Source organism: Ferrovibrio sp. (assembly GCF_017994015.1).
Taxonomy (GTDB): domain Bacteria; phylum Pseudomonadota; class Alphaproteobacteria; order Ferrovibrionales; family Ferrovibrionaceae; genus Ferrovibrio.
In genome coordinates this window covers 20,603-44,889 of record NZ_JAGOLP010000008.1, presented here as the reverse complement: position 1 = coordinate 44,889, position 24,287 = coordinate 20,603, and the positions used below count along the sequence as shown (strand labels likewise).

Below are 24,287 nucleotides of genomic sequence, written 5' to 3'. Positions count from 1 at the left end.
TCAGCTCCGCTGGATACGCGGATCGAAGGCGGTTTGCAGCACATCGACCAGCAGGTTGAGCAACACAAAGAACATTGCCAGCACCAGGATGGTGCCTTGCAGCAGCGGCAGATCACGCTGAAAGATAGCCGCATTGAGCAAGAAGCCAGTGCCCGGCCATGAAAACACGGTTTCGATCAGGATCGAACCGCCAAGCAGATAACCGAGCTGCAACCCCATTACCGCCAGTGCGGTTGGTGCGGCGTTTTTCACCACATGGCGGAACACGCCACCATCGGCCAGACCCTTGGCGGCAAGGGCCGAGACAAAGTCCTGCGACAGGATATCGGCGACCAGGGCGCGGATCGTGCGCGCCACCACGCCCATGGGGATCACCGACATGGTGATGGCCGGCAGAATCAGATAGCGGAAATGCTCCCAATCCGGCTTCCAATCCCCCGATCCACCCGGACCGGCGCCGGTGGCTGGCAACCAGTTGAGCTGCACCGAGAAAATGATCACCAGCACCATGCCGAGCCAGTAATGCGGTACGCTCACGCCCAGCACAGACAGCATGGAAGCCAACCGATCCAGCGGTGAATTGCGGAAATAGCCGGCAACAAAGCCGAACAGGCAGCCGAAGAAAAAACCGATCAGGGTGGCGACAAAAGCCAGGATCAGTGTGTTGCTGACTGCGCGCATCACCTCGCTCAGCACGGGTCGACCGGAGGCAATCGAATTGCCCAGATCACCGATCAGCACCTTGCCGAGCCATATCACATACTGCACAGGCAAAGGCTTATCGAAGCCATATGCCGCGCGCATTGCCGCCTGCTGCTCGGCCGAAGCATCAATGGGCATGATAGCAGTTAAAGGATCGCCCGGCGTTATATGCACCAGCAGGAAACAAACAACGCTGACGCCGAAGGCAACCGGCAGAACATAGAGCAGGCGCTTCAAAGCATAAAACAGCATGGCATTTCCTGGCTGGGGCGGGAGTCAGGCGAAAGTCTGCCGGCAGCCGCATTTGCGGCTGCCGGCTGGGGCTTACTTGGCCATCGTGATCGGCGAGAAATCCTGGAACCAGTTCTGCGCCTGCACAAAATTCTTCACCTTGCTGCTCATGGCACGCGCATTCACATCATGCGTCACCATCAGGAACAAAGCTTCGTCAACATATTTCTCATGCACCTTGCGCATCACCTTGTCCTGCTCCACGGCATCGAAGGTATTGCGCACTTCGTTGAACAGCTTATCCATCTCGGGGTCACAGTAATGGCCCCAGTTGGTGCCATTCGGCGCCACCAGATTGCATTGCAAGTGACGGATCACGCCGGTGAACGGATCCTGGATGAAGTAGGTGAAGTTGATCGACGTGCCGCCGCGCGCCGCTTCGCTCTTGGCACCAGCACGCCAGATATTGATCAGCTGGTTCCATTCCACCACTTCGAACTCGATCTGGATGCCAATCTCGGCCAAGCTCTGCTGCACGAACTCATTCATCGGCAAGGGCAGCATCTGACCCGAGCCCGATGGCGAGATCAGTGCCTTGGTCTTCAGTGGTTTGTCGGGGCCGAAGCCAGCCTCTTTCATCAGCTTCTTGGCCTCGGCCAAATCATACTTCACCTTGAAGGTGGGGTTGCCGAACCACTGGTTACCCGGCGGGAAAAAACCCTCGGCAGGGATCATCAGGCCGCCAAGCAGTTCCTTGAGCGCCATGCGATCGATGGCAAGGTTGGCCGCCTTGCGCACCCGGACATCATTCCAGGGCGAGCCTTCGACGCGCGAAAGATGCCACGTCCAGTTATGCGGATAGGCATTGGTGACAATGCTGAAACCGGCATTCTTCAGCGACGGCACGGCATCCGGCGCCGGGGCCTCGATCCAGTCGACTTGGCCGGACCGCAGCGCCGCCACGCGCGCATTCGGTTCCGGCAGCGGCAGCAGCACCAGCTTGTCCAGCTTCGGCACCCGCGGCTTGTCCCAATAATCCGCATTGGGGGTGAGTTCAGCGCGTTCGCGTGGCACGAAGGCGGTCAACTTCCATGGCCCGGTACCAGAGGGGGTTTTGGCAAAGGCTTCCCAGCTATTGCCGAGCTTCTCGAATTGCGCCGGCGACGACATCATGATCCAGGCCAGCTGATAGGGCAGCGTGGCATCCGGGGTCTTGGTGATGATTTCCACACTGTACTTGCCAGCAGCCTTGTAGGAGGCAACAGCCGGGATGCGTGACAGGCCCTGCGCCGATTGGCGTGGATCAAATTGCGGGGCATCCTTCTTCAGCAGCTTGTCGAGATTCCAGACCACGGCATCGGCGGTGAATTCGCTGCCATCGTGGAATTTCACGCCTTCGCGCAGCGTGAAGGTCCATTTGGTCTTGTCGGTGGCATCGGCGCTCCATTTGGTGGCAAGGCCGGGGGTGAGCACCGAGGGCTTGTCAAACTTGCTCATATCCCAGTTGATCAGGCCGTCATAGACCGTGTAGCCCATGAAGCGCATGCCCTCGCCGCCCTGGTCGGTCTGGCCAGTGGTGAGCGGGATGTCGGAGGCGGTCATGCCGATACGCAGGGTTCCCTGCGCCTGGGCCGCTGCAGCGATAAAGCCGCTCAGGGCAGTGGCGGCCACAAGGCCGAGCAAACGGGTAGAGAAGGAAAGGCGGGTCATGGACATGATCCTGCAAGTGGATGGTGTTTGCTGCATCGCAAACTCCATGCCAGAGGATCATGCCTCGTGATTCCAAGCAGATACGCGGCTGCAAAAATTATCAGCACACGAACAATCTAGTTTTTGCCATTTTTATGGGCAGAAATTAGAGGGGCGCATGTATTGAATACAGAAGCGGCATCGCCCAGGATTACGACATGCGCCTTCTGCTGCTGAACGGCAATACCAGCCAAGCCATGACCAACCGCCTGATGGTGGCTGCGTGCAGCATTGCCGATGCCGGAACCGAGATCGTGCCGTTGACGGCCCGCTTCGGCGCCGAAGTCATTGCCAGCCGTGCCGCCTATGCGATTGCCAGCCATGCAGTTCTGGATGCCTTTGCCGCCTATAGCGGCGCCCAACCGGATGCCGTGGTGCTGGCCTGTTTCGGTGATCCGGGCTTGGCCGCCTTGCGTGAGGTCAGCGGCCTGCCCTGTTTCGGCATGGCGGAAGCCGGCTGCCGCGCCGCAGCGGCGCAGGCTCGCCGTTTCTCGATTGTTACCGGCGGCAAAAAATGGGGGCCAATGCTGACCGAATATGCCGCCAGCCTGGGCTTGGCAACGCAACTGGCTAGCGTGCGCGTGTTGCAGGCGGATGGCGGGCAGATCGGGGCCCAGCCGGAAGCAGCACGCGAAGCAATTTTTCAGGCTGCCCAAGCTGCCGTGAGCGAGGATGGCGCCGAATTGGTGATTCTGGGCGGTGCCGGCATGGTGGGCCAGGTGGAGCCACTGGCGGCACGGCTGAACGTGCCGGTGATTGATGGCCTGACACCAGCAATCCGCATGGCCGAGGCAGCCACCGGCGAGTTAGTGGTCGAAAAACCCAGCCCGGTGGCAAGCACCGGGCTGAGCGGCGAACTGAGCAGATTGCTGGCCAGGTAAATTAGCCCGGGACAGCCTCATGCGCCGGCACCTTGGCTTCGAAGGCACCGCCAAACCGATACAGCACTGCCTCGCCAAACGGCTTGCCGACAAGCTGGAAACCCAGCGGCATGCCATCGCGGGTGAAGCCGGCCGGCACGGTAAGGCCGGGCAGGCCGAGATAGTTGATCGGCCGCACCAGTCGGGTAAGTGAGGCAATCACCTTGGCGGCTTCCGGTTTGCCAGCCAGATCAGTCTCGGCAATGGTGGGCGTTGCGGCAGCCACAACCGGGGTGAACACCGCATCGGCACCGTTCATTGCCTTGAGCCAGCCGGCAATCGCCATGCTGCGCCAGCGCTGCGCATCGACATAATCCACGGCGCTGATCGCCAGGCCGTTTTCCAGCCGGGCGCGCAAGGCTTCGGAATAAAGCTGTGGTCGGGTTTTCAGCCAGGGACCATGGATCGCCACCGCCTCGGCCGAGACCACAATATTGGCCGCGGCCGTTATCATGTTCATATCGGGCGGCGTCATCTCGATGATCTTGGCGCCCAGCTTGGCGAAGGTGGCAATAGCCTGCTCCAGCAATTGCGCCGCCGGCTTGTTCACCTTGTCCCAGAAAAACGCCCGCGGCACCGCCAGTTTCAGGCCACGCAGACTGCCCGGCTTGGCAGCAGCAAGATAATCCGGCACGGCTTCCTTGGCCGCAGTGGGATCATTCGGATCAGCACCGGCCAGTATCTGCATCAGCAACGCATTATCGGCGACGCGGCGGGTCAGCGGCCCGATCGTATCGAGCGAATAACTCAGCGGCATGCAGCCGTAACGACTGACACGGCCCCAGGTCGGCTTCATGCCAACCAAACCACAGAGATGTGCCGGCTCGCGGATCGAACCGCCGGTATCGGAACCAAGCGCGCCATAAACCATGCGTGCTGCCACCGCTGCGGCTGAACCGCTGGACGAGCCGCCGGTGATGCGTGCCGGGTTCCACGGATTGCCGGCATGGCCGTAATGGTAGTTATGGCCAGTCGGATTGAAGGCGAATTCGGCCATGTTGAGCCGGCCGAGATCCAGCGCACCGGCAGCATCCAGCCGTTCCAGCACCGTGGCGGTGACATCGGCTTTCCAATGGCGCCGGATCGCCGAACCGCAACTGCTGATCTGGCCGCTACGATAGAACATGTCCTTATGCGCCAGCGGCAGGCCGGCCAGAGGCCCCAGCTTGGCACCGCGCTTGCGCGCACGATCTGCGGCCTTGGCAGCCTTCAAGGCGGCTTCGGCTTCCAGCTTGATATAGGCGTTGATCTTCGGCTGCCAGGCGGCGGTGCGGGCCAGCGCGGCTTCCACCAGGGCCTGCGAAGTCAGCTTGCCGGCATTCAGTGCATCAGCCGCCTCGATCAGCGACAGCAGGGCGGGATCCTGGCTCATTTGCGCGCCCTCTTCTTGGCTTGCGGCGCCGCAACCGGAAACAGGCCGGGCTCGGCTTCAAAAGGCAGTTTGGCGGCCAGCGGGCGGAAATGCGTCAGCGCCGGATACAGCGCAGCAGCAATTGCCTTGGCGCGGCCCGGGCGCAACGCTACGCCGGCCTCGTTGAACATGCCGGCCACCAGGCTGGGCGGCAGCGGGGTTTTGTTTTTTGATTTGGTGGCGCCTGTGGTCATGGTGGCGGTTCCGCTCCCTTGCGGCTGGTGATAAGCCCGTAATGCTGCGGCATACGGTGCCGGGCGAAGTTAAACGTGGTGGATTTGTAGCTCAAGCCAGCATCAAGGTCACAGCAGGCCACAATCAGCTCGTCGGCCTCGCTGCGTGCCAGCGCAACCGGCTGGCCGGATGGCGCGATGATCTGGCTGCCGCCGATCATCGGAACACCTTCCTCATTGCCGGCCTTGGCCACGCCCACCACCCAGCAGCCATTCTGGTAAGCGCCGGCCTGCATCACCAGGCCGTTATGAAACAGCGACAGCGCATCATGATCCGGTGCCGGTGGATTATGCACCGGGGTGTTATAGCCCAGCAGGATCATCTCGGCGCCCTGCAAACCCATCATGCGATAAGTTTCCGGCCAGCGCCGATCATTGCAGATCGCCATGCCAATGATGCCGCCAAAAGCCCGCCAAACCTGGAAGCCGGTATCGCTCTCATGGAAATAGCGCTTCTCCAGATGCTGGAACTGGCGCCAGGGTTCATGCTCGGCATGGCCCGGCAGATGCACCTTGCGGTATTTGCCGACAATGCTGCCGTCACGCTCCACCAGGATGGCCGTGTTGTAGCGTTTGTCGCCATCGATCTCGGCATAACCCAGATAAAAGCCGATACGCAGCCGTTTGGCTTCGTCAAACAGGGGCTGCGTCTCCGGCCCCGGCATGCTGGCCTCGAAAAACTGGTCGATCTCTGCCTGCGCGGCCATGAACCAGCGTGGGAAGAAGGTGGTGAGTGCAAGTTCTGGAAACACCACCAGCTCACAGCCCATGCGATGCGCCTCGCGCAGCAAGGCAATCAGGCGTTCCACCACCTGGGCGCGGCTATCGCTACGCTGGATCGGGCCAAGCTGGGCGGCGCCGACAGTGAGCGGCCGTGCCATCAGGCTGCCAGCCGCAACATCATGCGCAGCAGGATATTGGCGCCGGCCTCCAGATCGGCCGGCTCGGTATGCTCCTTCACATTATGGCTCAGGCCATTCACGCTCGGCACAAAGATCATGCCGGTGGGGCAGATCGCCGCCATCATCTGCGCATCGTGGCCGGCACCCGAGGTCATGCGCCGGGCGCTGTAGCCGAATTCAGCAGCAATCTCGCTCACCATGTCGATCATATGCGGCGCGAACACCACCGGCTGGGTGCGCGCCAGCGGCCGCGTGGTGATCTTCACCCCTTCTGTGGCGGCAATCTGGTCGAGAAAAGCGAACAGCCGCGCCTCGGCCTGCTGCAATACCGCTTCATCGGGATTACGGATATCCACCGTCATCACCGCGCGGTTCGGCACTACATTGGTGATGCCGGGCCTGAATTCCATCCGCCCTACGGTGCCGACCTGACTGGCGCCCAGTTCACGGGTTAATTGCCGCACGAAGACGGCGATCTCGGCCGCGGCGTAACCGGCATCTTTCCGTAGCCGCATCGGCGTGGTGCCGGCATGGGCGGAAACACCCTCGATGGTCACTTCGGTCCAGGAAATACCCTGCACACCATCAACCGCGCCGATGGTAAGCCCTTCGGCTTCCAGGATCGGGCCTTGTTCAATGTGCAATTCCACAAAGGCATGCGGCTTGAGCCAGCCCGGTTCGGCCGGGCCGAGATAACCGATACGCTGCAATTCCTCGCCGCAGACCTTGCCGTCAATGCCGATGGTTTCATAGGCATGCGGCAGGTCGAGCTTGCCGGTATAGACCATGCTGCCCATGATGTCGGGATGGAAACGGGCGCCTTCCTCGTTGCTGAAAAACGCCACGGCGAGCGGCCGGCGCGTGACGATGCCGGCTTCATTCAGCCGTTGCACCACTTCCAGGCCAGCCAGCACGCCGAGATTGCCATCATAACGTCCGCCGGTGCGCACGGTGTCGATATGCGAGCCGGTCATCACCGGGTCGCCGGCTTCCAGGCCAGCGCGCAGGCCGATGACATTGCCGATCTTGTCGATGCTGACATCCAGGCCGAGCTCGCGCATCCAGCCCACCACCAGATCGCGGCCCTGCTTGTCTTCGTCGGTGAAAGCCAGCCGGGCATTGCCGCCGCCGGGCAGGCCGCCAATCTGGCCCAGTTCCGCCAGCCGTTGCGACAGCCGCGCGCCATCGATGCGTAAATCCGTACTCATGCCGTAACCTCCAGATGCGAGCGGCCGACAATCTGGCGATACAATGCCGGATCGGTGGCGCCCTCACTACCAAAAACCAGCAGCCGCGAACCTGCATCAAGCCCGAACAGCCCCGCCGCACGTGCCGCCAGCGCGCCGGCCAGGCCGGCCACGGCGGATTCGCCGGCCACCACGCCGTCCTGTGCCAGACGGCGCATCATTTCCAGCGCGGCTTCGTCAGGAATGGTCATGAAACCATCGGCGCCCGGATCAAGGATTTCCCAGGCCAGTTCCGAAACCTCGCCGCAGGCCAGACCGGCCATCACGGTATCCAAGGCCCCGCCCACCACCACCGGATGGCCGGCGCGGGCGCTTTCATACAGGCAGGCGGCGCGATCCGGCTCCACCACCACGAAGCAGGGCCGCGCGGCACCAAACCGCTCCCACAGATAGGCCAGCATGGCTGCCGCCAGGCCGCCCACCCCGCCCTGCACAAATACATGTGTGGGATACTCCGCCGGTGCCAAATGGTCGAAAGCTTCCGCGATCATTACACCGTAGCCCTGCATCACATCGCGCGGTACATCGCGATAACCAGGATAGGAGGTATCCGACACCACGAACCAGCCACGGGCCTCGGCATCCTGCTGTGCCTGGCGCACGCTGTCGTCATAATTGCCCTCACAGCGCTGCACACGAGCACCATAGGCGGCAATGGCGTCGCAACGGCCCTGGCTGACAGTGGCATGGACATAGATTACGCAGGCGCAGCCAAAAAGCTGTGCGCCCCAGGCCACCGAACGACCATGATTGCCATCGGTGGCGCAGGTGACGGTGATACCGGCAAGCCCGTGCCGATGCCGGCCGGAAAGCAGCTCGGCGCTGCTCAACCCGGTCTGGCGCTGCAACAGGCGCAGCACGGCATAGGCGCCGCCCAGCGCCTTGAAACTGCCGAGGCCAAACCGCCCGCCTTCATCCTTGTAGCGGATATTGGCCAGACCATGCTCAGCGGCCAGGCCGGCAAGATTATGCAGCGGCGTGGCGGCAAAGCCGGGCCAAGCGGCAATCTCGGCCCGCGCCCGCGCCAGAGCGGCATGGGACTGGATCGGTGCCAGCGTGGCAGGATACGCCCCGGCCTGGCGCCGGGGATTGACCAGATACTGGATGTTCATGGTCTTAGCCTAAGCAAATTGTTTGCCAACATACAATCGTCAGCAAAACATCCCGGCGCAGCAGAGTTTGCCGATTTTTTAATCAGGCAAACCAACCTGCATCGCCAGTTCCAGCGGCACCAGTTCCTCGTCGGCGGCATCGTTATTGGCCCACATCACCACGGTGAAGCGCCCCTCCGGGCTCAGCGCGGTCATTGGGTGATGCCAGGTGCCGGCTGCATAAACCACGCCCTGGTCCGGCGCCGCGATGAAAGCCTCGGCGCGAACCGGGTCGGGCCGGCCCTGGCCATCATCCGGGCATACAGTGACCAGATAGCGGGTATTCTCCATCGGCAGGAAAGCCTGGGCCGAGAATTCATGCCGCTCGAACAAAGTCAGCCGGCAAGGCAATGCCACGCCGATCACGCGGCTACAGGACAGGCCAAGACCAACCCCGGGCCGGCGATTCTCGATCAGGTTGCCAAAATAGATGCGGTCAGGCGCCGCCGGCATGCTTACCACATGACCATAGGGGGCAAAGGTCGCCGCGCTAAGCGGCCGGGGCTTGAGCGTAATCATGCGATCAGCCTAGCAAACTCTATACCGCAGTTTCAGCCATAGAGTTTGCGCAACTCGGTCTTGAGGATCTTGCCATAATTATTCTTCGGCAGCGCCGCGACGAAATGATAGGCCTTCGGGCGCTTGAAGCGGGCGATATTATCCAGGCAGAGTTGATCCAGATCGGCCTCGCCCAAATTGTGGCCCGGCCGTGCCACCACGATGGCCACCACTTCCTCGCCCCAATCGGCATGCGGCTTGCCGATCACGCTGACTTCCAGCACGGCAGGATGAGTGAGCAAAACCTCCTCCACCTCACGCGGATAGATATTCGAACCGCCGGAAATGATCATGTCCTTGACGCGATCTTTCAACGTCAGGAAGCCATATTCGTCCAGCGAACCGACATCACCGGTATGCAGCCAGCCATTACGCAAGGTGCTGGCGCTGGCCTCCGGATTATTCCAATAACCGGCCATCACCACATCGCCGCGTGCGATCACCTCGCCGGTCTGGCCTAACGGCATATCGCGGTCCTCGGCATCCACCACGCGCATTTCCACGCCGCTGCGCGCAATGCCGGCAGATGCCAGGCGCTGCTCCAGCCGGCCATCGCCAGTATCCAGATGCAGATGCTTGGGCAGATAAGAGATTGTGCAGGGTGCTTCACCCTGGCCATAGAGCTGCCACAGGCAAGGACCGAGACGATCCAGCGCACGTTTCAGATCTTCCACATACATCGGCCCGCCGCCATAGAAGATGTGATCGAGATGCGCGGTATTGAGCTCACCGATGGCTGGCGATTCCACCAGCCGCTTCACCATGGTGGGCGCGGCAAATAGCGAGGAACCGGGGAAGCGATTCAACAGGCGGATCAGTTCCGGCGGCTCGAAACCGCCGCTTTCCGGCACCACATGCGCTGCGCCGCGCACAAAATGCGCCAGCGACAGCAGGCCGGCGCCATGCGAGATCGGCGCCGGGTAGAGCGAGGCATCACGGTCATCCACCGGATCGATATCGGCCAGGAAACTCACCGTCATGGCAAACAGGTTGCGATGTGTCAGCATGGCGCCTTTCGGCCGCCCGGTGGTGCCCGAAGTATAGAACAGCCAGGCCATGTCAGTCGGCGCCACCTCGGCCATCGGCTGCGGATCGGCCCGCAGCAGCGGCGCATATTCGGCATGGCCGGGGCGGATGACGCGAAAATCGCCACTCAGATTGCCGGCCAGATCGTCGCTGGCGAAGACCAGCCGGGCAGCGCAATTCTCCAGGATGAAAGCCACTTCCTTGGCATGCAGCTTGGCATTCACCGGCACTGCGCAGGCGCCGGCAAACCAGACCCCGAACAGGATTTCGAAATAGGCCGGCACATTGCTCATATAAAGCCCGACGCAGGCACCGGGGCCGATACCCTGCTCACGCAACCAGCCGCCAATGCTGGCCGCCCGACGATGCAATTCGGCATAGCTGCAAAGCGGGGTTTCACCCAGAAACACTGCCGGGCGGTCGGCAAAGGGCCGTGCCGCATTGCCAAGAATGGAAGCGATATTCATCTACGTTTCTCCCGGGGCCTTTTTTATTGGCACCAGGGTAATATGACCCCGGCCTCAGGCGGAAGCGGGATAAGCCGGCGCCACGGCGGTTTCGCGCATCACGGCCGCCACGCTGCGATAACGCTCGGCCATCTCGCGTTCCTCGGGCGTGCGCTGCTGCGCCTGCATGTAAGCGCCAAGATGGCGCGCATGGCCAACAATGAAACGGCCGAAAGCCACACGCTGCTGCTCATAACCGCGCAAGGCAGCCGCCACATCCGGTTCACGCGCCAGCGCCTGCACCAGCGCCAGCGCATCGGCGCCGGCCTTGGTAACGCCCATGCCACAATGCGGGCGCACCACAAAGGCGGCATCGCCCAACAAAGCCACGCGGCCAAAGGCCATATGCGGCACTTCCAGATCAAAGATCGGCTGAAAGAATGGCAGTTTCGCCTTATGCACCACTTCAGTGAATTGCGGCGCCAGCACGCGGCTGGCATCCAGCAACATCTGCTGGCGCACATCCGGCCGGATCAGGCCCGGCGGAATACCATCGGCATGGCAGCGGCCTTCCGTATCGGTCAGCATGTCACGCAACGTGGTATCGGCATCGGCGGGGCGATACCAGACATAATTGAAACGCCGCAAGCCCGGCGCCACTTCATCCTGTTCGCCGGCCACCGGATAGCCCAGCATCTGCTCGCTGGGGGGCAGGCAGAAAGCAAAGCGCTCGAATAGCGCCGCATGCGTGGCCGTGCTGAGCGCCGCTTCATCGGTCAGGCCGCGCCAGGCGACATAGCCGGCATAATCCAGCCGGCAATCCGGCAGAAACTGCGCCCGCACCGTGGAGCGGAAACCATCGGCGGCCACCAGCAACTCGGCGCGTTCGCTGCCGCCATCGGCCAACCGCACAGTAACACCCGCCGCATCCTGCTCCACCATCTGCAAGGCGGCACCCAAGCGATAACAATGCGCCGGCAAGGCATCCTTCAGCAGATGATAGAGCCGGCCCCAGGCGGTCAGAATCTGCGGCAACTCGCTGGCCTGGGCCACGCTGCCATCCTGTGCCAAAGTCACCCGGCCAGGGACTGCCACGCCGATGCTGTCGTCCACCGTAACCCCGCCCTGGCGCAGGCAATCAAACAATTCCGGATGCGTGACAATGCCGGCACCGCGCCCGGATAGCGCGCTGCCGACCCGCTCCAGCACCAGGACATCCCATCCGGCGCGATGCAGCATGTTGGCGGCGAACAGGCCGCCGAGAGAACCGCCGGCGATCAGCGCGCGCCGCATGACTAGGCCGCTTCCGCTGCCGGATAATTCAGTTCAATGGTGACACCAGACGGATCAGTGAGGAACACCTGATGCAGCCCCAGTGACGGCACGGTGCGTTCACGCACCTCCAGCTTACGCTGCGCCAGATTGCGCCGCATCTCGGCCAGGCCGGTGGCGGTGAAGGCGATGTGATCCACTGTACCGGTGCCGACCAGGCTGTCGAGCGACTTGTCGCCGAGATAGTCAATCAGACCCTGCGGATCATTGGGATCAATGCCGATGATATGCACCGTGCCGTATTCTGCCTCGTCATCGCTCATATAGAGCCAGATGCCGGGAAAATCGAAGGGCGGGCGATAGCCAACGCGGAAACCAAGCACTTCTGTGTAGAACACCCGCGAAGCTTCCAGGTTGGTGGTGCGAATGGAGTAATGCGCAAGCTTATCGATCGGCATGGCCTGTCTCCTTAAACGGCGCAGTAGCGTTCCTGCATCGCCTTGTCGGCAAGCAGGTTGGCGGCGCTGTCGTGATGCACGATAACGCCCTGGTCCATGATATAGGCGCGGTCTGACAGACCAAGCGCCAGTTCCACATTCTGCTCCACCAACAGAATCGTCGTGCCTTCCGCCTTCATGCGGCGGAACAGCTCAAACATCTCGTCCACCAGGATCGGCATGATACCCTCCGATGGCTCGTCCAGCAGGATCATCTTCGGCTTGGCCATCATGGCGCGCGCAATAGCCAGCATCTGCTGCTCACCGCCCGACATTGTGATGGCTTCCTGGCCCAGGCGCTGCTTGAGGCGCGGAAAGGTCTCGGCGATGAAATCGATCATGCGGCGCTCATCCGCCCGGTTGGCCGCGGCAATGATGCCGAGGCGCAGATTCTCCTCCACGGTCAGCCCCGGCACGATGCGGCGCTCTTCCGGCACATAGGCCAAGCCCCGATGGAACCGGGTGTGAGCCGGCTGCTGCAATATCTCGGCACCATCAAACTGCACCACGCCCTGCCGCTTCGGCACCAAGCCCATGATGGTGCGCAGGGTGGTGGTCTTGCCGGCGCCATTGCGGCCGATCAGGGTGACAATCTCACCCTTGCCCACTTCCAGGCTGACACCCTGCAAGATGTGGCTGGGGCCATACCAGGCCGATAGATTCTCAAGCCGCAGCATCGGCAGACTTCCCCTGGCCCAGATAGACGCGCTTCACATCCGCATTGTTCTGCACTTCCGCAGGAGTGCCATCGGCCAGCAATTCGCCATGATGCAGCACCACGATCCGCTCGCAGATGCCCATCACCAGCTTCATCTTGTGTTCCACCAGGATCACCGTGCGATCCTGCGCCAGGCGCTGGATCAGATCCATCATGGTGCGGGTTTCCTCCGGCGACATGCCAGCGGTCGGCTCGTCCAGCAGCAGCAGCTTCGGCTCGGCGGCCAGGGCCATGCCCATTTCCAGCGCACGTTGCTCGCCATGCGCCATATCCTGCGCTGGCCGCTCGGCATGGTGCGCCAGGCCCACCAGAGCCAGCAATTGCCGCGCCCGTTCGTTCACTGCCTCATAGGCGTGGCGCGGCCGCCATAGGCCAAAACGCGCATGCCGCGCCTGCACCGCCACGCGCACATTCTCAAATGCGCTGAGCTTGGGGAACACATTGGTGATCTGAAACGATTTGGCGATGCCGATCCGGGCGAATTCATGCTGTGCCAGCCCGGTGATATCGCGGCCCTCATAGGTCAGCCGCCCGGCACTGGGCGGGAAGGCACCGGACAGCACATTGAAATAGGTGCTCTTGCCGGCGCCGTTGGGGCCGATGATGGCGGAAAGTTTGCCACGTTCGAACGCCACCGACACATTGTTGAGCGCCAGGAATTTGCCGAACGACTTCGACACGCCATCGGTGGAGAGAATGATATCGCTCATCAGCGTTGCCCCCCGCCCTTGCTGCCCCAGGCCAGCAGCGAACCCCAGATGCCTTTCGGGAAGAACAGCACGAAGATGACAAAGATGGCGCCCAGGAAAAGTTGCCAATGCTGGGTCAGCACGGTCAACACATCCTCCAGCAGCAGGAAGGCCGCAGCGCCGACAAACGGGCCAAAGAAAGTACCCATGCCGCCAAGCAGCGCCATCATCACCACCTGGCCCGAGGTCAGGTAATGCAGCGTCTCAATCGGTACGATCGATAGATGCAGCGCCTTGAGCGCCCCGGCCAGGCCGCAGAAGGCGCCGGAAATGACGAAGGCGACAAACTTGGTGCGCGCCACATCATAGCCACAGGCGCGGGCACGGTTTTCGTTTTCGCGGATCGCTTCCAGCACAGCGCCAAAGGGCGAAGCCAGCAGCCGCGAGAACAGCCACACAGCAACCAGCACAAAGGCCAGCACGACATAATACTTCACGGTCGGATCGAGGAAATTCACCTCAAAGCCGAGAATGCCGATCTTTGAAAGATTGATACCACGCAGGCCATTCTCGCCGCCGGTAAGGCTGACCGCCTGATAAAACAGGTAATAGACGCATTGCGACAGCGCCAGCGTGACCATGGCGAAATAGATGCCGCGGGTGCGGATTGCCAGAAAACCCATCAGCACGGCGAAGAAGATCGACAGCAGCACGCCGATCAGGATGGCGCCGAACCACGGCACGCCGAAATGCACCAGGGCCACGCCGCAGCCATAGGCGCCGGAACCGAGGAAGGCGGCATGGCCGAAGGACAGCAGCCCGGTATAGCCAAACAGGATATTGAAGCCGAGGGCATAGAGGCCGAGAATCAGGATATTCACCGCCAATGCCTCATAAGGCATCAGCCAGGGGAAAATCAGCAGGCAAGCGGCGACCAGGGCAACACGGTGGCGACTGCCGATCTGGATCAGGGAGGATAAATTGGGCATGGCTTCAGCTCATCAGGCCGGGGCGGCCGAACAGGCCCTGCGGCCGCACCAGCAGCACCAATGCCATCAGCGCGAAGATCGACACCTTGGCCATCTCGGGCGCAAATAGCGACGTCATCGCCACCACGATGCCGACCAGCAGGCCGGCCACCACCGCACCAACCAGCGACCCCATGCCGCCAACCACGGTGACAACAAACGCCTCGGCCAATACCGGTATGCCCATTTCCGGCGTCACCGCCTGCAACGGCGCCGCCAGGATGCCGGACAGGCCGGCAATGCCGGTGCCAAGGCCAAAGACCAGCAGCCAGATTTTCGATACATCGATGCCGAGTACGCGGACAATTTCCGGATCGCGCGCACCGGCGCGGATGATCAGGCCGTATTTGGTCTTCTCAATGAACAACCACAGGCCCAGCACCAACACCGCCGTGGCGCCGATCAGGAACAACCGGTAGAGCGGGAAATAGCCGATGCCGATATCCACCGCCCCGCGCAAGCCGGCCGGCGTGCCAAACGGAATGCCGTTGAGGCCAAACAGAATGCGCACGGTTTCAACGAAAATGTAGCCAAGCCCGAATGTGAGCAGCAACGGATCGTCGATATTGCGGCCATAAAGCGGCCGCACCAGGAAACGCTCGACCAGCATGCCGAGCAAGCCCACGCCCAGCGGCACCAGCACCAGGCAGAACCAGAAATTCTTGGTCAGGCCATAGAGGAAAACCCCCAGATAGGCGCCGCCCATGAAAAAAGCGCCATGGGCAAAATTCACCACCGTCAACATGCCGAAAATCAGCGACAGGCCGATTGCCAGCAACACAAAAATGGAGCCGAGCGCCACACCGGTGACGATTTGCAGCAACAACAGATCGAGGGTTATACCACTCATCTCAGATCACCCCGAATGCGGCGCTCGGCATTGTCATATCAGGCCTTGTGGCCGAGATCGGCGCAGGAACGCAGATTGTTCTCGCTCGGCGCTTCAACCGAAACGATGTTGAACACGTCGTTCTTGTCCTTCTGGTCCTTGCTCTTCGATTCGATCACCAGCACCGACTGCACCGACTGATGGTCGCAGCCGCGATAATATTGCGCACCCTTGTAGAAATCGTATTTCAGGGCGCGCATCGCCTCGATCACCTTGTCGGTATCGGTGGTGCCGGCATTCTTCACCGCCGCCAGCACACTACGCACGCCGGCATAACCCAGCGCGCCGTAATCCGACGGCACCGCGCCGCCATGGGCGGCACGGAACTTGTCGTTAAACGCCTTGGCGGTCGGCACGGTATCTTCCAGGCGCCAGTAATACGAGGTGCCGCCGACCACGCCTTCGAAGCTTTCCGCACCGCCGGCCACGCGAGCAGTGTAGAGCAGCACCGGGGCGATGATCTTGATCTTTTCCTTGATGCCGAATTCGGTCGCCTGCTTGATCGAATTGACCTGGTCGCGGCCGAAATTGCAGATGCAGAGGATATCCGGGCGCAGCGACTGGATACGCGGCAGGAAGGCCGAGTAATCCGCCGCGCCGATCGGGTGGCGGATATCGGCCAGGGTCTGCACGCCCAGCGGCTTGCCGGCGGTTTCGAAACCACGCACCATTTCGTGGCCATAGGCATAATCGGCGGTGAGATAGACCACCTTCTTGCCGAATTTGTTGAAGGCATAGCGGCCCACGGCGCCGGCGGTCATATGCGGATTGAGCGCCTCATGGAAGGTATACTTGCTCCAATCCTTGGCTTCGTTGATGGCATCCGACTGGCTGATCGAATTGAAGATGACACCACGTTCCTTGGTGACGTTATTGATCGAGAGCTGCACGGCGGCGGAAAGCGAGCCGACGATATAGTTCACTTTGTCCTTCTCGATCAGTTCCAGCGTGCGGGTGGCCGCCTCGCCGGGATTGAGCTTGTCGTCGCGCACCAGCAATTCAGCCATGCGGCCCTGGAAGCCGCCGGCATCGTTGAATTCCTTGATGGCGATTTCGGCGGCGCGCACCTGATCCTGTGCTTCAGCACCAAAGGCGCCGGTCAGCGGGGTGGGAAAGCCGATCTTGATCGGGCCGCCCTGGGCGCGCGCAATGTTGAAGCGGGTCGGGCTAAACAGGCTGGGGCCGAAACCCGCCAGGGCCGCACCGCCAGCCGACGCGGCCAGCAGGCGACGACGGCTGATCCCGGATTTGTTTTTCTGCTTCTCGGACATGCTTTCCTCCTCGTGGTTTTTGTTGATTATGGTTTTGACTATTCGGCCGCCTCGGCCTGCACCCGGCCCAGTGCCCGCAGGATACGTTCGGGGGTAAAAGGCTGTGCCAGCAGCTTGGTATTAAACGGCGCCAAGGCGTCGTTGATGGCATTCATCACCACGGCAGGCGCACCAGCTGTGCCGGCTTCGCCAGCGCCCTTGGCACCAAGCTCGGATGAGCGTGTTGGTGATACGCAATGCGCCACCTGGATATCCGGCATCTCGCCCGCCATCGGCACCAGGTAGTCGATCATCGAGCCATTCACCATCTGGCCACGGTCGTCGTAGATGCATTCCTCGAACAAGGCTGCGCCCAGGCCCTGCACCACACCGCCACGCACCTGCTCGTCAACCAGCTGCGGATTGATCACAGTGCCGCAATCCTCAACGCACCAATGTTTGAGCAGCTTGACAAAGCCGGTATCCACATCCACTTCCAGATAGCTGGCCTGGATGCCGTTGGTGAAGACGAAGGGATAATCCTTCTGTACATAATGCCGCGTCACCACGAATTCCGGCTGCAAGCCTTTCGGCAAGGTGTCAGGCCGGTAATAGGCGACGCGGCCCAGTTCTTCGAGCGCCAGACGTTCGGCGCCACTGGCGGCATCGACAATCTGGCCCATGCGCAGATCCAGCGTTTCCGGCGCCGCCTGCAACATGGCGCCGGCCACGGTCAGGATATTCTGCTTCAGCGCCTTGCCGGCCTGCAATGCTGCTTCGCCGCCAATGCCGGCGCCGCGTGAGGCCCAGGTGCCGCCGCCATAGGGCGTGATCTCGGTATCGCCGGTGATGACGCGCACCTTGGCAATATCCACGCCCACCGCCGTGGCGGCTATCTGGGCAATGATCGCCTCGGTGCCCTGGCCCTGCTCAGTGACGCCGGTGGCGCAGGTAATCACGCCGGTGGGATCGAGCCGGATGGTGCAGCCATCCTGCGAGGAAATCCGCGCACCACCAACGCCGTAGAAAGCCGCCGAGGGATTGGTCACCTCAATGAAACTGGCCAGGCCGATGCCGCGATGGATGCCGCGCTTGCGCAATTCCGCCTGTTCGGCGCGCAGGCCCTGGTAGTCCATCATCGCCAGCAGCTTATCAAGGGCGGCGTGATGCGACAGGCTTTCATAGGGCAGGCCGGCCAGGCCGGTATAGGGATAGGCGTCATCCGGGATCAGGTTGCGGCGGCGGAACTCCGCCGGGTCCATGCCCAGCTTCTGCGCCGCCAAGTCAACCAGTCCCTCGGTGACGGCACAGGCAATGGGATGGCCCACGGCGCGATACTGGCACATCACGTTCTTGTTCTGAAACACCACCTCCGCCTTGGCACGGTAATTCTTGTGCTTGTAAGGGCCGCCAATCAGGTTCACCACCTGATTGGCCTCGATGGCGCTGGTGCGCGGATAGACCGAATAAGGGCCGATGCCGGTGCGGTCGTCGATCTCGAAGGCCAGAATATCGCCGTCCTTCGACACGGCGATGCGGCCCTTGATGCGATGGTCGCGGGCATGGATGTCGGTAACAAAGGATTCGAGCCGGTCGGCAATGAATTTCACCGGCCGCTTGAGCAGCTTGGCCAGGGCTGCGGTGGCCATTTCATCGGCATAGACATGCACCTTGATGCCAAACGAGCCGCCGATATCCTTGCAGATCACCCGCACATCGGCCTCGGCCATATCCAGGTGCTTGGCCAGCAGGTTCTGGATCATGTGCGGCGCCTGGGTGGCATGATAGGCCACCAGCTTGCCATCGCCCGGCTGATAATCCGCCAACATGGCGCGCGGCTCCAGGCAAACGCCGGTATGCCGCCCGGTATGGAAGGTTTCCTCCACCACCAGATGCGCCGCCGCAAAGGCGGCATCGGGATCGCCAACCAATAATTCACGGCGGAAAGCCAGATTGTCGCCCAGCTCTGGATGGATCACCACTGCATCCGGCTCCAGTGCCACTTCCATATCCACCGCAGCGGGCAGCTCCTCATAATCCACCGCCACCAGTTCGGCGGCATCCTCGGCCTGGGCGCGGCTTTCCGCCACCACGGCGGCCACTGCCTCGCCCTGCCAGCAGGCGCGGTCGATGGCAATGGCATGCTGCGGTGCTGATTTCAGCCCCTTAAGATGCGTCAGCACACCCACCCAGGGCGTGATAACCTTGGCCAGTTGCGCGCCGGTCACCACAGCAATGACGCCCGGCATCGCCTGCGCGGCGGCGCTGTCTATCTTCAATATGCGGGCATGGGCATGCGGGCTGCGCACAAACACCACATGCGCCATGCGCGGCAGCACGATATCGTCGATGAAGGTACCGCGGCCTTGCAGCAGCTTCTTGGCATTCGGGCGCGGCACGGTGCGGCCGATATAGCTGTTCGGCCGATCAAAGATGGAAAGCGGCGCGTTGCTATTCTCATTGCTCATGCTGCATTCCCCTTGCGGCGCGTGGCGGCCACATCGGCGATAGCGTCTACAATGGCGTGATAGCCGGTGCAGCGGCAGTAATTGCCCGAGATATGCTCGCGGATTTGCTCACGGCTGGGATCAGGGTTGCGCGCCAGCAATTCCGCCGCTGAAGTCAGCATGCCCGGGGTGCAGAAGCCGCATTGCAGCGCATTCCGCTGATGAAAGGCTTCCTGGATATCGGCAATGACGCCGCTATCGCTCATGCCCTCGATGGTTTCAACCACACAGCCATCGGCCTGCACCGCCAGCATCAGGCAGCCGCGCAGGGCCACGCCGTCCACCCGGATAGTGCAGGCACCACAAACGCCATGCTCGCAGCCAAGATGCGAGCCAGTCAGCCCCAGTTCAATACGCAGGAAATCCACCAGATGCATCCGCGCCGCCACCCGGCGCCGCACCATCTGGCCGTTCACGGTAAGAGAGATATCGTGCTGATCCATGCTCAAGCCTTCAGCAAAGCTGGTGCGGCGCGGCGCAACAACACGCCGGCCAGATGCCGCTTGGTGGCGGGGCTGCCATTCAAATCGCCGGTCGGGTCCAGATCATCGGCCAGGGCCGCCACGGCAGCTTCGATATCGACGCCACGCAACAGGCCGGCGGCCCGGCTGGCCGCAACCGGACGGTCGCCAATAGCAAAATAAACCAGCCGCAAGGCCGCCGCGTTGCCGGCGGCAGCCAAGCCAACCATGGCATAATCGCCATGGCGCCGCGCCAGTTCGTCAAAAGCGAAGCGGTGATCGGCACCGGCCTTGGGAATTTCGATGCTGCGCAGGATTTCACCCGGCTGCAAAGCGGTCTCGAACAGGCCTTTGAAGAAATCGCCCGCAGCTATGCGGCGTTCGCCCGCCCGGCCCTGTACCACCAGCGTGGCATTCAGCGCCACCATGCAGGCCGGCAATTCGGCGGCCGGATCGGCAAAGCTAATACTGCCACCGATGGTGCCGCGATTGCGGATCGCCGGGTGTGCGATATGCGGCATGGCGGCGGCAACCAGCGGCGCGTGCCGCGCCAGCAGGCTTGAGCCTTCCAGCTCAACATGGCGCGTCATGGCGCCGATCAGCAGGCTGGTGGGGGTTTCCGTGATGCCGCCAAGATCAGGCACGGCATTCAGGTCGATCAGGATGGCTGGGCTGGACAGGCGCAGATTGAGCGAGGGCATCAGGCTCTGGCCGCCCGCCAACAGCTTGGCTTCTTCGCCATGCTGTTCGAGCAGATCGAAGACATGCCCCAAATCGCGCGCTTTGACATAGCCGAAAGACGGCGCTTTCACCGGTTTCCTCCTCTGGCCCCGTTGTGTATGTAGTTCACGGGTTACCGAATTCGGGCTGCTGGCCCTGTAGCAATAAACTAGGCAAGCCGGCCTGAACGAGTCAAGTTAATTTATCACTTGCTAATTACGTCTCGTTTTGCCGGAGTCAGGTTCATGAACACCGCCAAGCAGTCGAAGCGCCTGCGCCTGTCGCCCGAAGAGCGCGAAAAGCAGATTGTGCAGGAAGCCATCCGCTTCTTTGCCGAAGTCGGCTTTGATGGCCAGACCCGCGAACTGGCCAAGCGCCTGGGTGTGACCCAGCCGCTGCTCTACCGCTATTTCCCGACCAAGCAGGATCTGATCGACCGGGTTTATGAGGAAGTATACCTGACGCGCTGGAAGCCAATCTGGGAGGATTGGATCAAGGATCGCACCCAGCCTTTACCCGACCGGCTGAAGCGCTTCTATCACGAATATTATCCGGTGATCGTGAACTACGAATGGATGCGCATCTTCTTCCAGGCCGGCATGCGCAATGTCGGTTTCAACCGGCGCTATCTGAAGCTGGTGCGCGAACATATCTTCCTGCCGCTCTGCGCCGAAATGCGGCATGAATTTGGCCTGCCCGGCATCGACAAGCTGCAAGTGGGCGATGCCGAACTGGAGCTTTACTGGGGCCTGCATGGCTCGATCATCTATGACGGCATCCGCAAATACATTTATGGCCTGGATGTGCCACCCGATGTGGAACCGACCATCGATGCAAAGATCGATACCTTTATCGGCGGCCTGAAGCCGATCCTGCAGCAGGTGCTTGCCTCGGCAGGCTAACCGCGTAAGCTGGCGCCATCGGAGGATCGCATGAGCATCATCACTTCAGTGGAGCAGCTTGAAGCGCTCTATGGCGTGGCGCAGGAAACCTCGACCGCCAAAGAGGTCGACTATATCACGCCGCATTACCGCAGCTTTATTGAAGCCTCGCCCTTTGTCATCCTGGGCACCGCCGGGCCGGAAGGCCTGGATGCCTCGCCGCGCGGCGACAAGCCGGGCTTTGTCCGCATCCAGGATGAACGCACCTTGCTGCTGCCTGACCGGCGCGGCAACAACCGGATGGATTCGTTGCGCAACATCGTGCGCGACCCACGTGTTGGCCTGCTTTTCCTGATCCCCGGCTCAGGCACCACCCTGCGCGTCAATGGCCGCGCCCAGATCAGCATCGAAGCCGGCCTGCTGGAAAGTTTTGCGGTGGAGGAAAAGGCGCCGCGTTCAGTGGCGGTGATCCGGATCGAGAGCGTGTATTTCCAATGCGCCCGCGCCATCATGCGTTCGGAATTGTGGAATCCGGCACGCCATGTTGATCCGGCCAGCCTGCCCACCGCCGGGCAGATCCTGGCTGAAATCACCGCTGGCCGGGTTGGCGGCGAGCCCTATGACAAGGCCTGGCCGGAGCGCGCCCAAGCCTCTATGTGGTGAAAAATTCCAGCAGCAGCGGCGTCACCGCCACAGCGGCCTCGACATTGCCGATATGGGCCGCATCCACCAGTTCGATCCTGGCGCCATTGATGCCGGCGGCTATCGCCTCGCCATGCGCCGGCGGCGTGGCCATGTCGCCGCGCCCGGCAATCACCAGGGTCGGCGCCGTGATGCGGCTCAAGGCGTCGCGCAAATCCATGTCGCGCACCGCTGCACTGGCCGCCGCATAGCCCGCCGGTGGCATGCCCAGCAGCATATGGCGAAACCGCGCCATCACATCCGGTGCAGCCGCGCGGTACTCGGCCGTAAACCAGCGCTCCAGCACTCCCTCCACCACCGCCGCCATGCCATTGGCTGCCACATTGGCAATGCGCTGGTTCCAGATTTCTGGATTGCCGATATGGGCCGAGGTGAAGCAGGGCGCGATTTTCAGCACCCGCTCTGGTGCATGGCTGGCGAGCCAAAGCGCAGTCATGCCGCCCAGCGAAACGCCGGCAATATGGGCCTGCATTATGCCCAGGCTATCCAGCAAAGCCACGGCATCCCGCCCTAGCTGATCCAGCGTATAAGGCCCGGGCGATACCGACGAGCCGCCATGGCCGCGTGTATCATAGCGCAGCACGCGCAGATGGCGCGTCAGCGCTGCCATCTGCGGCTCCCAGAGCGACAAATCCGTGCCAAGCGAATTGGACAGCAGCAATACCGGCGCAGCGTCCGGACCATCAAGCCGGTAATGCAGGCTGGCATCGGGTAATTCCATATAAGGCATGCTCAGCGTCCTTTTGGCTTGTCGCGCAGCACCGCTGCGATGAAATGCTGCGTGGCGCCAAGATACTGCGCCGGATCAAACAGGCGCTTGAGCGAAGCCGCATCCAGCAACCCGGCGGCTTCCGGCAGTTCCGCCAGCACATCGCGCAACGGCCGCGCCTCGGCCACGGCACGGCGGCTGGCTTCGGCCACCAGCTTATGCGCAACTGCCTTGCCCAAGCTGCGGCCAAGCTCCAGCGCCACCGCCTCGGCCATCACCAGGCCACGGGTTAGATCAAGATTGGCGCGCATGCGGCTGGTATCCACATCCAGCCCCTCGATGGTTTCAGCCATCAGCACCAGCGCCCCGGCAGCCAGACACAGCAATTCAGGCAATACCTGCCATTCCGCCTGCCAGCCGCCCAGGCCGCGCTCCTGCTCCTGCGGCATGGCCGAAAACAGCGTCGCCACCAGGCCCGGCACACGGGTTGCTGCCGCCAATGTAGCGGCGCAGGCCACCGGATTGCGCTTCTGCGGCATGGCCGAAGAGCCGCCCTTGCCGGGCGCCGCCGGTTCAAACACTTCCGCCACTTCGGTCTGCATCAACAATGCGATATCACGCGCCATCTTGCCCAGATTGCCGGTCAGCAGGCCGGCCCAGGCGCCGAGTTCAACAACACGGTCGCGCTGGGCATGCCAGGGCATCGCCGGCAGGCCGAGGCCAAGTTCCTGCGCCAGTTTTTCGGCAACCTTTGATCCATCCGCACCCAACGAAGCCAGCGTGCCGGCAGCGCCGCCGAATTGCAGCACCAGCAGGCGCGGCGCCATTTCCCGCAGGCGGCTGCGATCCCGCCGCAAGGCACCAAGCCAGCCCGCCGCCTTGAGGCCAAAGCTGACCGGCACTGCCTGTTGCAGCCAGGTGCGGCCCGGCATCACAGCGCGGCGATGCTGCCGCACCAGCCCGGCCAATGCCGTATCAAGCTGCACCATGTCGCGTTCAAACAGGGCCAGCGCCACCTTCAATTGCAGCATCAGGCCGCTATCGATGATATCCTGGCTGGTGGCACCCCAATGCACCCAGGCAGCGGCCTTGGGCGCCGCCTGCGCCACCTGGGCGGTGAGCGCCGCCACCAGCGGGATCGCCAGATTGCCGGCCTGGCGCCCGGCACGGCCTAGCGCCGCGCCATCATACAGCGCCACATCGCAAGCCTGCATGATGGGTTTCACGGCGGCTTTCGGAATCACGCCACAGGCCGCCTCGGCCCGCGCCAGCGCGGCTTCCACATCCAGCATGGCTTGCAGCCGGGTGGACGGCGCAAACACCGCCGCCATATCCGGCGCTACAAACAAACTGTCGAGCGGATCGTTTGTCATACGGAGATGATGCCT

At 62.2% G+C, this 24,287-nt stretch carries 24 protein-coding genes; 3 read left to right on the top strand and 21 right to left on the bottom strand.

The genetic code is table 11. The features are described from left to right. Both KBB36_RS06800 and KBB36_RS06795 read right to left on the bottom strand, forming a co-directional pair. Complete coding sequence (locus KBB36_RS06800) at positions 1-954, bottom strand: ABC transporter permease (protein WP_290978215.1); 954 nt, start codon at positions 952-954, stop codon at positions 1-3. A gap of 72 nt (positions 955-1,026) precedes the next feature. Next, a complete protein-coding gene (locus KBB36_RS06795; protein ID WP_290978214.1) occupies positions 1,027-2,643 on the bottom strand; it encodes an ABC transporter substrate-binding protein in 1,617 nt (538 codons plus the stop codon). Positions 2,644-2,840: 197 nt separating this feature from the next. Here KBB36_RS06795 and KBB36_RS06790 point away from each other — a divergent pair, with 197 nt between their 5' ends. Beyond that, entirely contained in the window at positions 2,841-3,563 is a 723-nt protein-coding gene (locus KBB36_RS06790; protein ID WP_290978213.1) for an aspartate/glutamate racemase family protein, read from the top strand. Between the two features lies 1 nt (position 3,564). On the opposite strand, the gene KBB36_RS06785 is transcribed toward KBB36_RS06790, so the two are convergent. From KBB36_RS06785 to KBB36_RS06705, 17 genes are all read right to left on the bottom strand, one after another. Beyond that, on the bottom strand, positions 3,565-4,974 hold the full coding sequence (locus tag KBB36_RS06785; protein ID WP_290978212.1) for an amidase: 1,410 nt from the start codon (positions 4,972-4,974) through the stop codon (positions 3,565-3,567). After that, on the bottom strand, positions 4,971-5,207 hold the full coding sequence (locus tag KBB36_RS06780; protein ID WP_290978211.1) for a hypothetical protein: 237 nt from the start codon (positions 5,205-5,207) through the stop codon (positions 4,971-4,973). Before KBB36_RS06780 ends, KBB36_RS06785 begins: the two co-directional genes overlap by 4 nt. Continuing rightward, positions 5,204-6,127, bottom strand: a complete 924-nt coding sequence (locus KBB36_RS06775; protein WP_290978210.1) for an N-carbamoyl-D-amino-acid hydrolase — start codon at positions 6,125-6,127, stop codon at positions 5,204-5,206. Before KBB36_RS06775 ends, KBB36_RS06780 begins: the two co-directional genes overlap by 4 nt. Next, on the bottom strand, positions 6,127-7,356 hold the full coding sequence (locus KBB36_RS06770) for a M20 family metallo-hydrolase (RefSeq protein WP_290978209.1): 1,230 nt from the start codon (positions 7,354-7,356) through the stop codon (positions 6,127-6,129). Before KBB36_RS06770 ends, KBB36_RS06775 begins: the two co-directional genes overlap by 1 nt. Next, positions 7,353-8,507: a diaminopropionate ammonia-lyase gene (locus KBB36_RS06765; protein ID WP_290978208.1), complete on the bottom strand. Its 1,155-nt coding sequence runs from the start codon at positions 8,505-8,507 to the stop codon at positions 7,353-7,355. The genes KBB36_RS06770 and KBB36_RS06765 overlap by 4 nt, the downstream gene beginning before the upstream one ends. A 78-nt stretch (positions 8,508-8,585) precedes the next feature. Then, complete coding sequence (locus tag KBB36_RS06760) at positions 8,586-9,065, bottom strand: ureidoglycolate lyase (RefSeq protein ID WP_290978207.1); 480 nt, start codon at positions 9,063-9,065, stop codon at positions 8,586-8,588. Between the two features lie 32 nt (positions 9,066-9,097). Beyond that, on the bottom strand, positions 9,098-10,597 hold the full coding sequence (locus KBB36_RS06755; protein WP_290978206.1) for an AMP-binding protein: 1,500 nt from the start codon (positions 10,595-10,597) through the stop codon (positions 9,098-9,100). 54 nt (positions 10,598-10,651) lie between these two features. Next, entirely contained in the window at positions 10,652-11,869 is a 1,218-nt protein-coding gene (locus tag KBB36_RS06750) for an FAD binding domain-containing protein (protein ID WP_290978205.1), read from the bottom strand. 2 nt (positions 11,870-11,871) lie between these two features. Further along, a complete protein-coding gene (locus tag KBB36_RS06745; RefSeq protein WP_290978204.1) occupies positions 11,872-12,306 on the bottom strand; it encodes a VOC family protein in 435 nt (144 codons plus the stop codon). 11 nt (positions 12,307-12,317) lie between these two features. Continuing rightward, complete coding sequence (locus tag KBB36_RS06740) at positions 12,318-13,022, bottom strand: ABC transporter ATP-binding protein (protein WP_290978203.1); 705 nt, start codon at positions 13,020-13,022, stop codon at positions 12,318-12,320. Then, the gene (locus KBB36_RS06735; RefSeq protein ID WP_290978202.1) at positions 13,009-13,773 is read right to left on the bottom strand and encodes an ABC transporter ATP-binding protein; all 765 of its coding nucleotides are present in this window, start codon (positions 13,771-13,773) and stop codon (positions 13,009-13,011) included. Before KBB36_RS06735 ends, KBB36_RS06740 begins: the two co-directional genes overlap by 14 nt. After that, positions 13,773-14,741 (bottom strand): branched-chain amino acid ABC transporter permease, encoded by a 969-nt coding sequence (locus KBB36_RS06730; RefSeq protein WP_290978201.1) that lies wholly within the window; start codon positions 14,739-14,741, stop codon positions 13,773-13,775. Before KBB36_RS06730 ends, KBB36_RS06735 begins: the two co-directional genes overlap by 1 nt. Positions 14,742-14,745: 4 nt before the next feature. After that, positions 14,746-15,630 carry a branched-chain amino acid ABC transporter permease gene (locus KBB36_RS06725; RefSeq protein ID WP_290978200.1) on the bottom strand — a complete coding sequence of 295 codons (885 nt, stop codon included), beginning with the start codon at positions 15,628-15,630 and terminating at the stop codon, positions 14,746-14,748. Positions 15,631-15,668: 38 nt separating this feature from the next. Continuing rightward, positions 15,669-16,940, bottom strand: coding sequence for an ABC transporter substrate-binding protein (locus KBB36_RS06720; protein WP_290978199.1), 1,272 nt, complete (start codon positions 16,938-16,940; stop codon positions 15,669-15,671). A 38-nt stretch (positions 16,941-16,978) separates the two neighbouring features. Continuing rightward, positions 16,979-19,387, bottom strand: a complete 2,409-nt coding sequence (locus KBB36_RS06715) for a xanthine dehydrogenase family protein molybdopterin-binding subunit (RefSeq protein WP_290978198.1) — start codon at positions 19,385-19,387, stop codon at positions 16,979-16,981. Next, positions 19,384-19,869: a (2Fe-2S)-binding protein gene (locus tag KBB36_RS06710; RefSeq protein WP_290978197.1), complete on the bottom strand. Its 486-nt coding sequence runs from the start codon at positions 19,867-19,869 to the stop codon at positions 19,384-19,386. The genes KBB36_RS06715 and KBB36_RS06710 overlap by 4 nt, the downstream gene beginning before the upstream one ends. Before the next feature lie 2 nt (positions 19,870-19,871). Further along, positions 19,872-20,699 (bottom strand): FAD binding domain-containing protein, encoded by an 828-nt coding sequence (locus KBB36_RS06705; RefSeq protein WP_290978196.1) that lies wholly within the window; start codon positions 20,697-20,699, stop codon positions 19,872-19,874. Between the two features lie 153 nt (positions 20,700-20,852). Between KBB36_RS06705 and KBB36_RS06700 the strand changes: the two genes are divergently transcribed. Together KBB36_RS06700 and KBB36_RS06695 are read left to right on the top strand one after the other, a co-directional pair. After that, entirely contained in the window at positions 20,853-21,509 is a 657-nt protein-coding gene (locus tag KBB36_RS06700; protein WP_290978195.1) for a TetR/AcrR family transcriptional regulator, read from the top strand. Between the two features lie 30 nt (positions 21,510-21,539). Next, positions 21,540-22,151 (top strand): pyridoxamine 5'-phosphate oxidase family protein, encoded by a 612-nt coding sequence (locus tag KBB36_RS06695; RefSeq protein ID WP_290978194.1) that lies wholly within the window; start codon positions 21,540-21,542, stop codon positions 22,149-22,151. Here the strand turns inward: KBB36_RS06695 and pcaD are convergent. Both pcaD and KBB36_RS06685 read right to left on the bottom strand, forming a co-directional pair. Next, complete coding sequence (gene pcaD, locus KBB36_RS06690) at positions 22,141-22,911, bottom strand: 3-oxoadipate enol-lactonase (RefSeq protein WP_290978193.1); 771 nt, start codon at positions 22,909-22,911, stop codon at positions 22,141-22,143. The genes KBB36_RS06695 and pcaD overlap by 11 nt on opposite strands. Before the next feature lie 11 nt (positions 22,912-22,922). Further along, on the bottom strand, positions 22,923-24,272 hold the full coding sequence (locus KBB36_RS06685) for a 3-carboxy-cis,cis-muconate cycloisomerase (RefSeq protein WP_290978192.1): 1,350 nt from the start codon (positions 24,270-24,272) through the stop codon (positions 22,923-22,925). Positions 24,273-24,287: the final 15 nt, after the last annotated feature.

Excerpts from the sequence above, each read along its gene's own strand:
- KBB36_RS06800 (WP_290978215.1), bottom strand. The coding sequence starts at position 954 with ATGCTGTTTTATGCTTTGAAGCGCCTGCTCTATGTTCTGCCGGTTGCC.
- KBB36_RS06795 (WP_290978214.1), bottom strand. The coding sequence starts at position 2,643 with ATGACCCGCCTTTCCTTCTCTACCCGTTTGCTCGGCCTTGTGGCCGCC.
- KBB36_RS06790 (WP_290978213.1), top strand. The coding sequence starts at position 2,841 with ATGCGCCTTCTGCTGCTGAACGGCAATACCAGCCAAGCCATGACCAAC.
- KBB36_RS06785 (WP_290978212.1), bottom strand. The coding sequence starts at position 4,974 with ATGAGCCAGGATCCCGCCCTGCTGTCGCTGATCGAGGCGGCTGATGCA.
- KBB36_RS06780 (WP_290978211.1), bottom strand. The coding sequence starts at position 5,207 with ATGACCACAGGCGCCACCAAATCAAAAAACAAAACCCCGCTGCCGCCC.
- KBB36_RS06775 (WP_290978210.1), bottom strand. The coding sequence starts at position 6,127 with ATGGCACGGCCGCTCACTGTCGGCGCCGCCCAGCTTGGCCCGATCCAG.
- KBB36_RS06770 (WP_290978209.1), bottom strand. The coding sequence starts at position 7,356 with ATGAGTACGGATTTACGCATCGATGGCGCGCGGCTGTCGCAACGGCTG.
- KBB36_RS06765 (WP_290978208.1), bottom strand. The coding sequence starts at position 8,507 with ATGAACATCCAGTATCTGGTCAATCCCCGGCGCCAGGCCGGGGCGTAT.
- KBB36_RS06760 (WP_290978207.1), bottom strand. The coding sequence starts at position 9,065 with ATGATTACGCTCAAGCCCCGGCCGCTTAGCGCGGCGACCTTTGCCCCC.
- KBB36_RS06755 (WP_290978206.1), bottom strand. The coding sequence starts at position 10,597 with ATGAATATCGCTTCCATTCTTGGCAATGCGGCACGGCCCTTTGCCGAC.
- KBB36_RS06750 (WP_290978205.1), bottom strand. The coding sequence starts at position 11,869 with ATGCGGCGCGCGCTGATCGCCGGCGGTTCTCTCGGCGGCCTGTTCGCC.
- KBB36_RS06745 (WP_290978204.1), bottom strand. The coding sequence starts at position 12,306 with ATGCCGATCGATAAGCTTGCGCATTACTCCATTCGCACCACCAACCTG.
- KBB36_RS06740 (WP_290978203.1), bottom strand. The coding sequence starts at position 13,022 with ATGCTGCGGCTTGAGAATCTATCGGCCTGGTATGGCCCCAGCCACATC.
- KBB36_RS06735 (WP_290978202.1), bottom strand. The coding sequence starts at position 13,773 with ATGAGCGATATCATTCTCTCCACCGATGGCGTGTCGAAGTCGTTCGGC.
- KBB36_RS06730 (WP_290978201.1), bottom strand. The coding sequence starts at position 14,741 with ATGCCCAATTTATCCTCCCTGATCCAGATCGGCAGTCGCCACCGTGTT.
- KBB36_RS06725 (WP_290978200.1), bottom strand. The coding sequence starts at position 15,630 with ATGAGTGGTATAACCCTCGATCTGTTGTTGCTGCAAATCGTCACCGGT.
- KBB36_RS06720 (WP_290978199.1), bottom strand. The coding sequence starts at position 16,940 with ATGTCCGAGAAGCAGAAAAACAAATCCGGGATCAGCCGTCGTCGCCTG.
- KBB36_RS06715 (WP_290978198.1), bottom strand. The coding sequence starts at position 19,387 with ATGAGCAATGAGAATAGCAACGCGCCGCTTTCCATCTTTGATCGGCCG.
- KBB36_RS06710 (WP_290978197.1), bottom strand. The coding sequence starts at position 19,869 with ATGGATCAGCACGATATCTCTCTTACCGTGAACGGCCAGATGGTGCGG.
- KBB36_RS06700 (WP_290978195.1), top strand. The coding sequence starts at position 20,853 with ATGAACACCGCCAAGCAGTCGAAGCGCCTGCGCCTGTCGCCCGAAGAG.
- KBB36_RS06695 (WP_290978194.1), top strand. The coding sequence starts at position 21,540 with ATGAGCATCATCACTTCAGTGGAGCAGCTTGAAGCGCTCTATGGCGTG.
- pcaD (WP_290978193.1), bottom strand. The coding sequence starts at position 22,911 with ATGGAATTACCCGATGCCAGCCTGCATTACCGGCTTGATGGTCCGGAC.
- KBB36_RS06685 (WP_290978192.1), bottom strand. The coding sequence starts at position 24,272 with ATGACAAACGATCCGCTCGACAGTTTGTTTGTAGCGCCGGATATGGCG.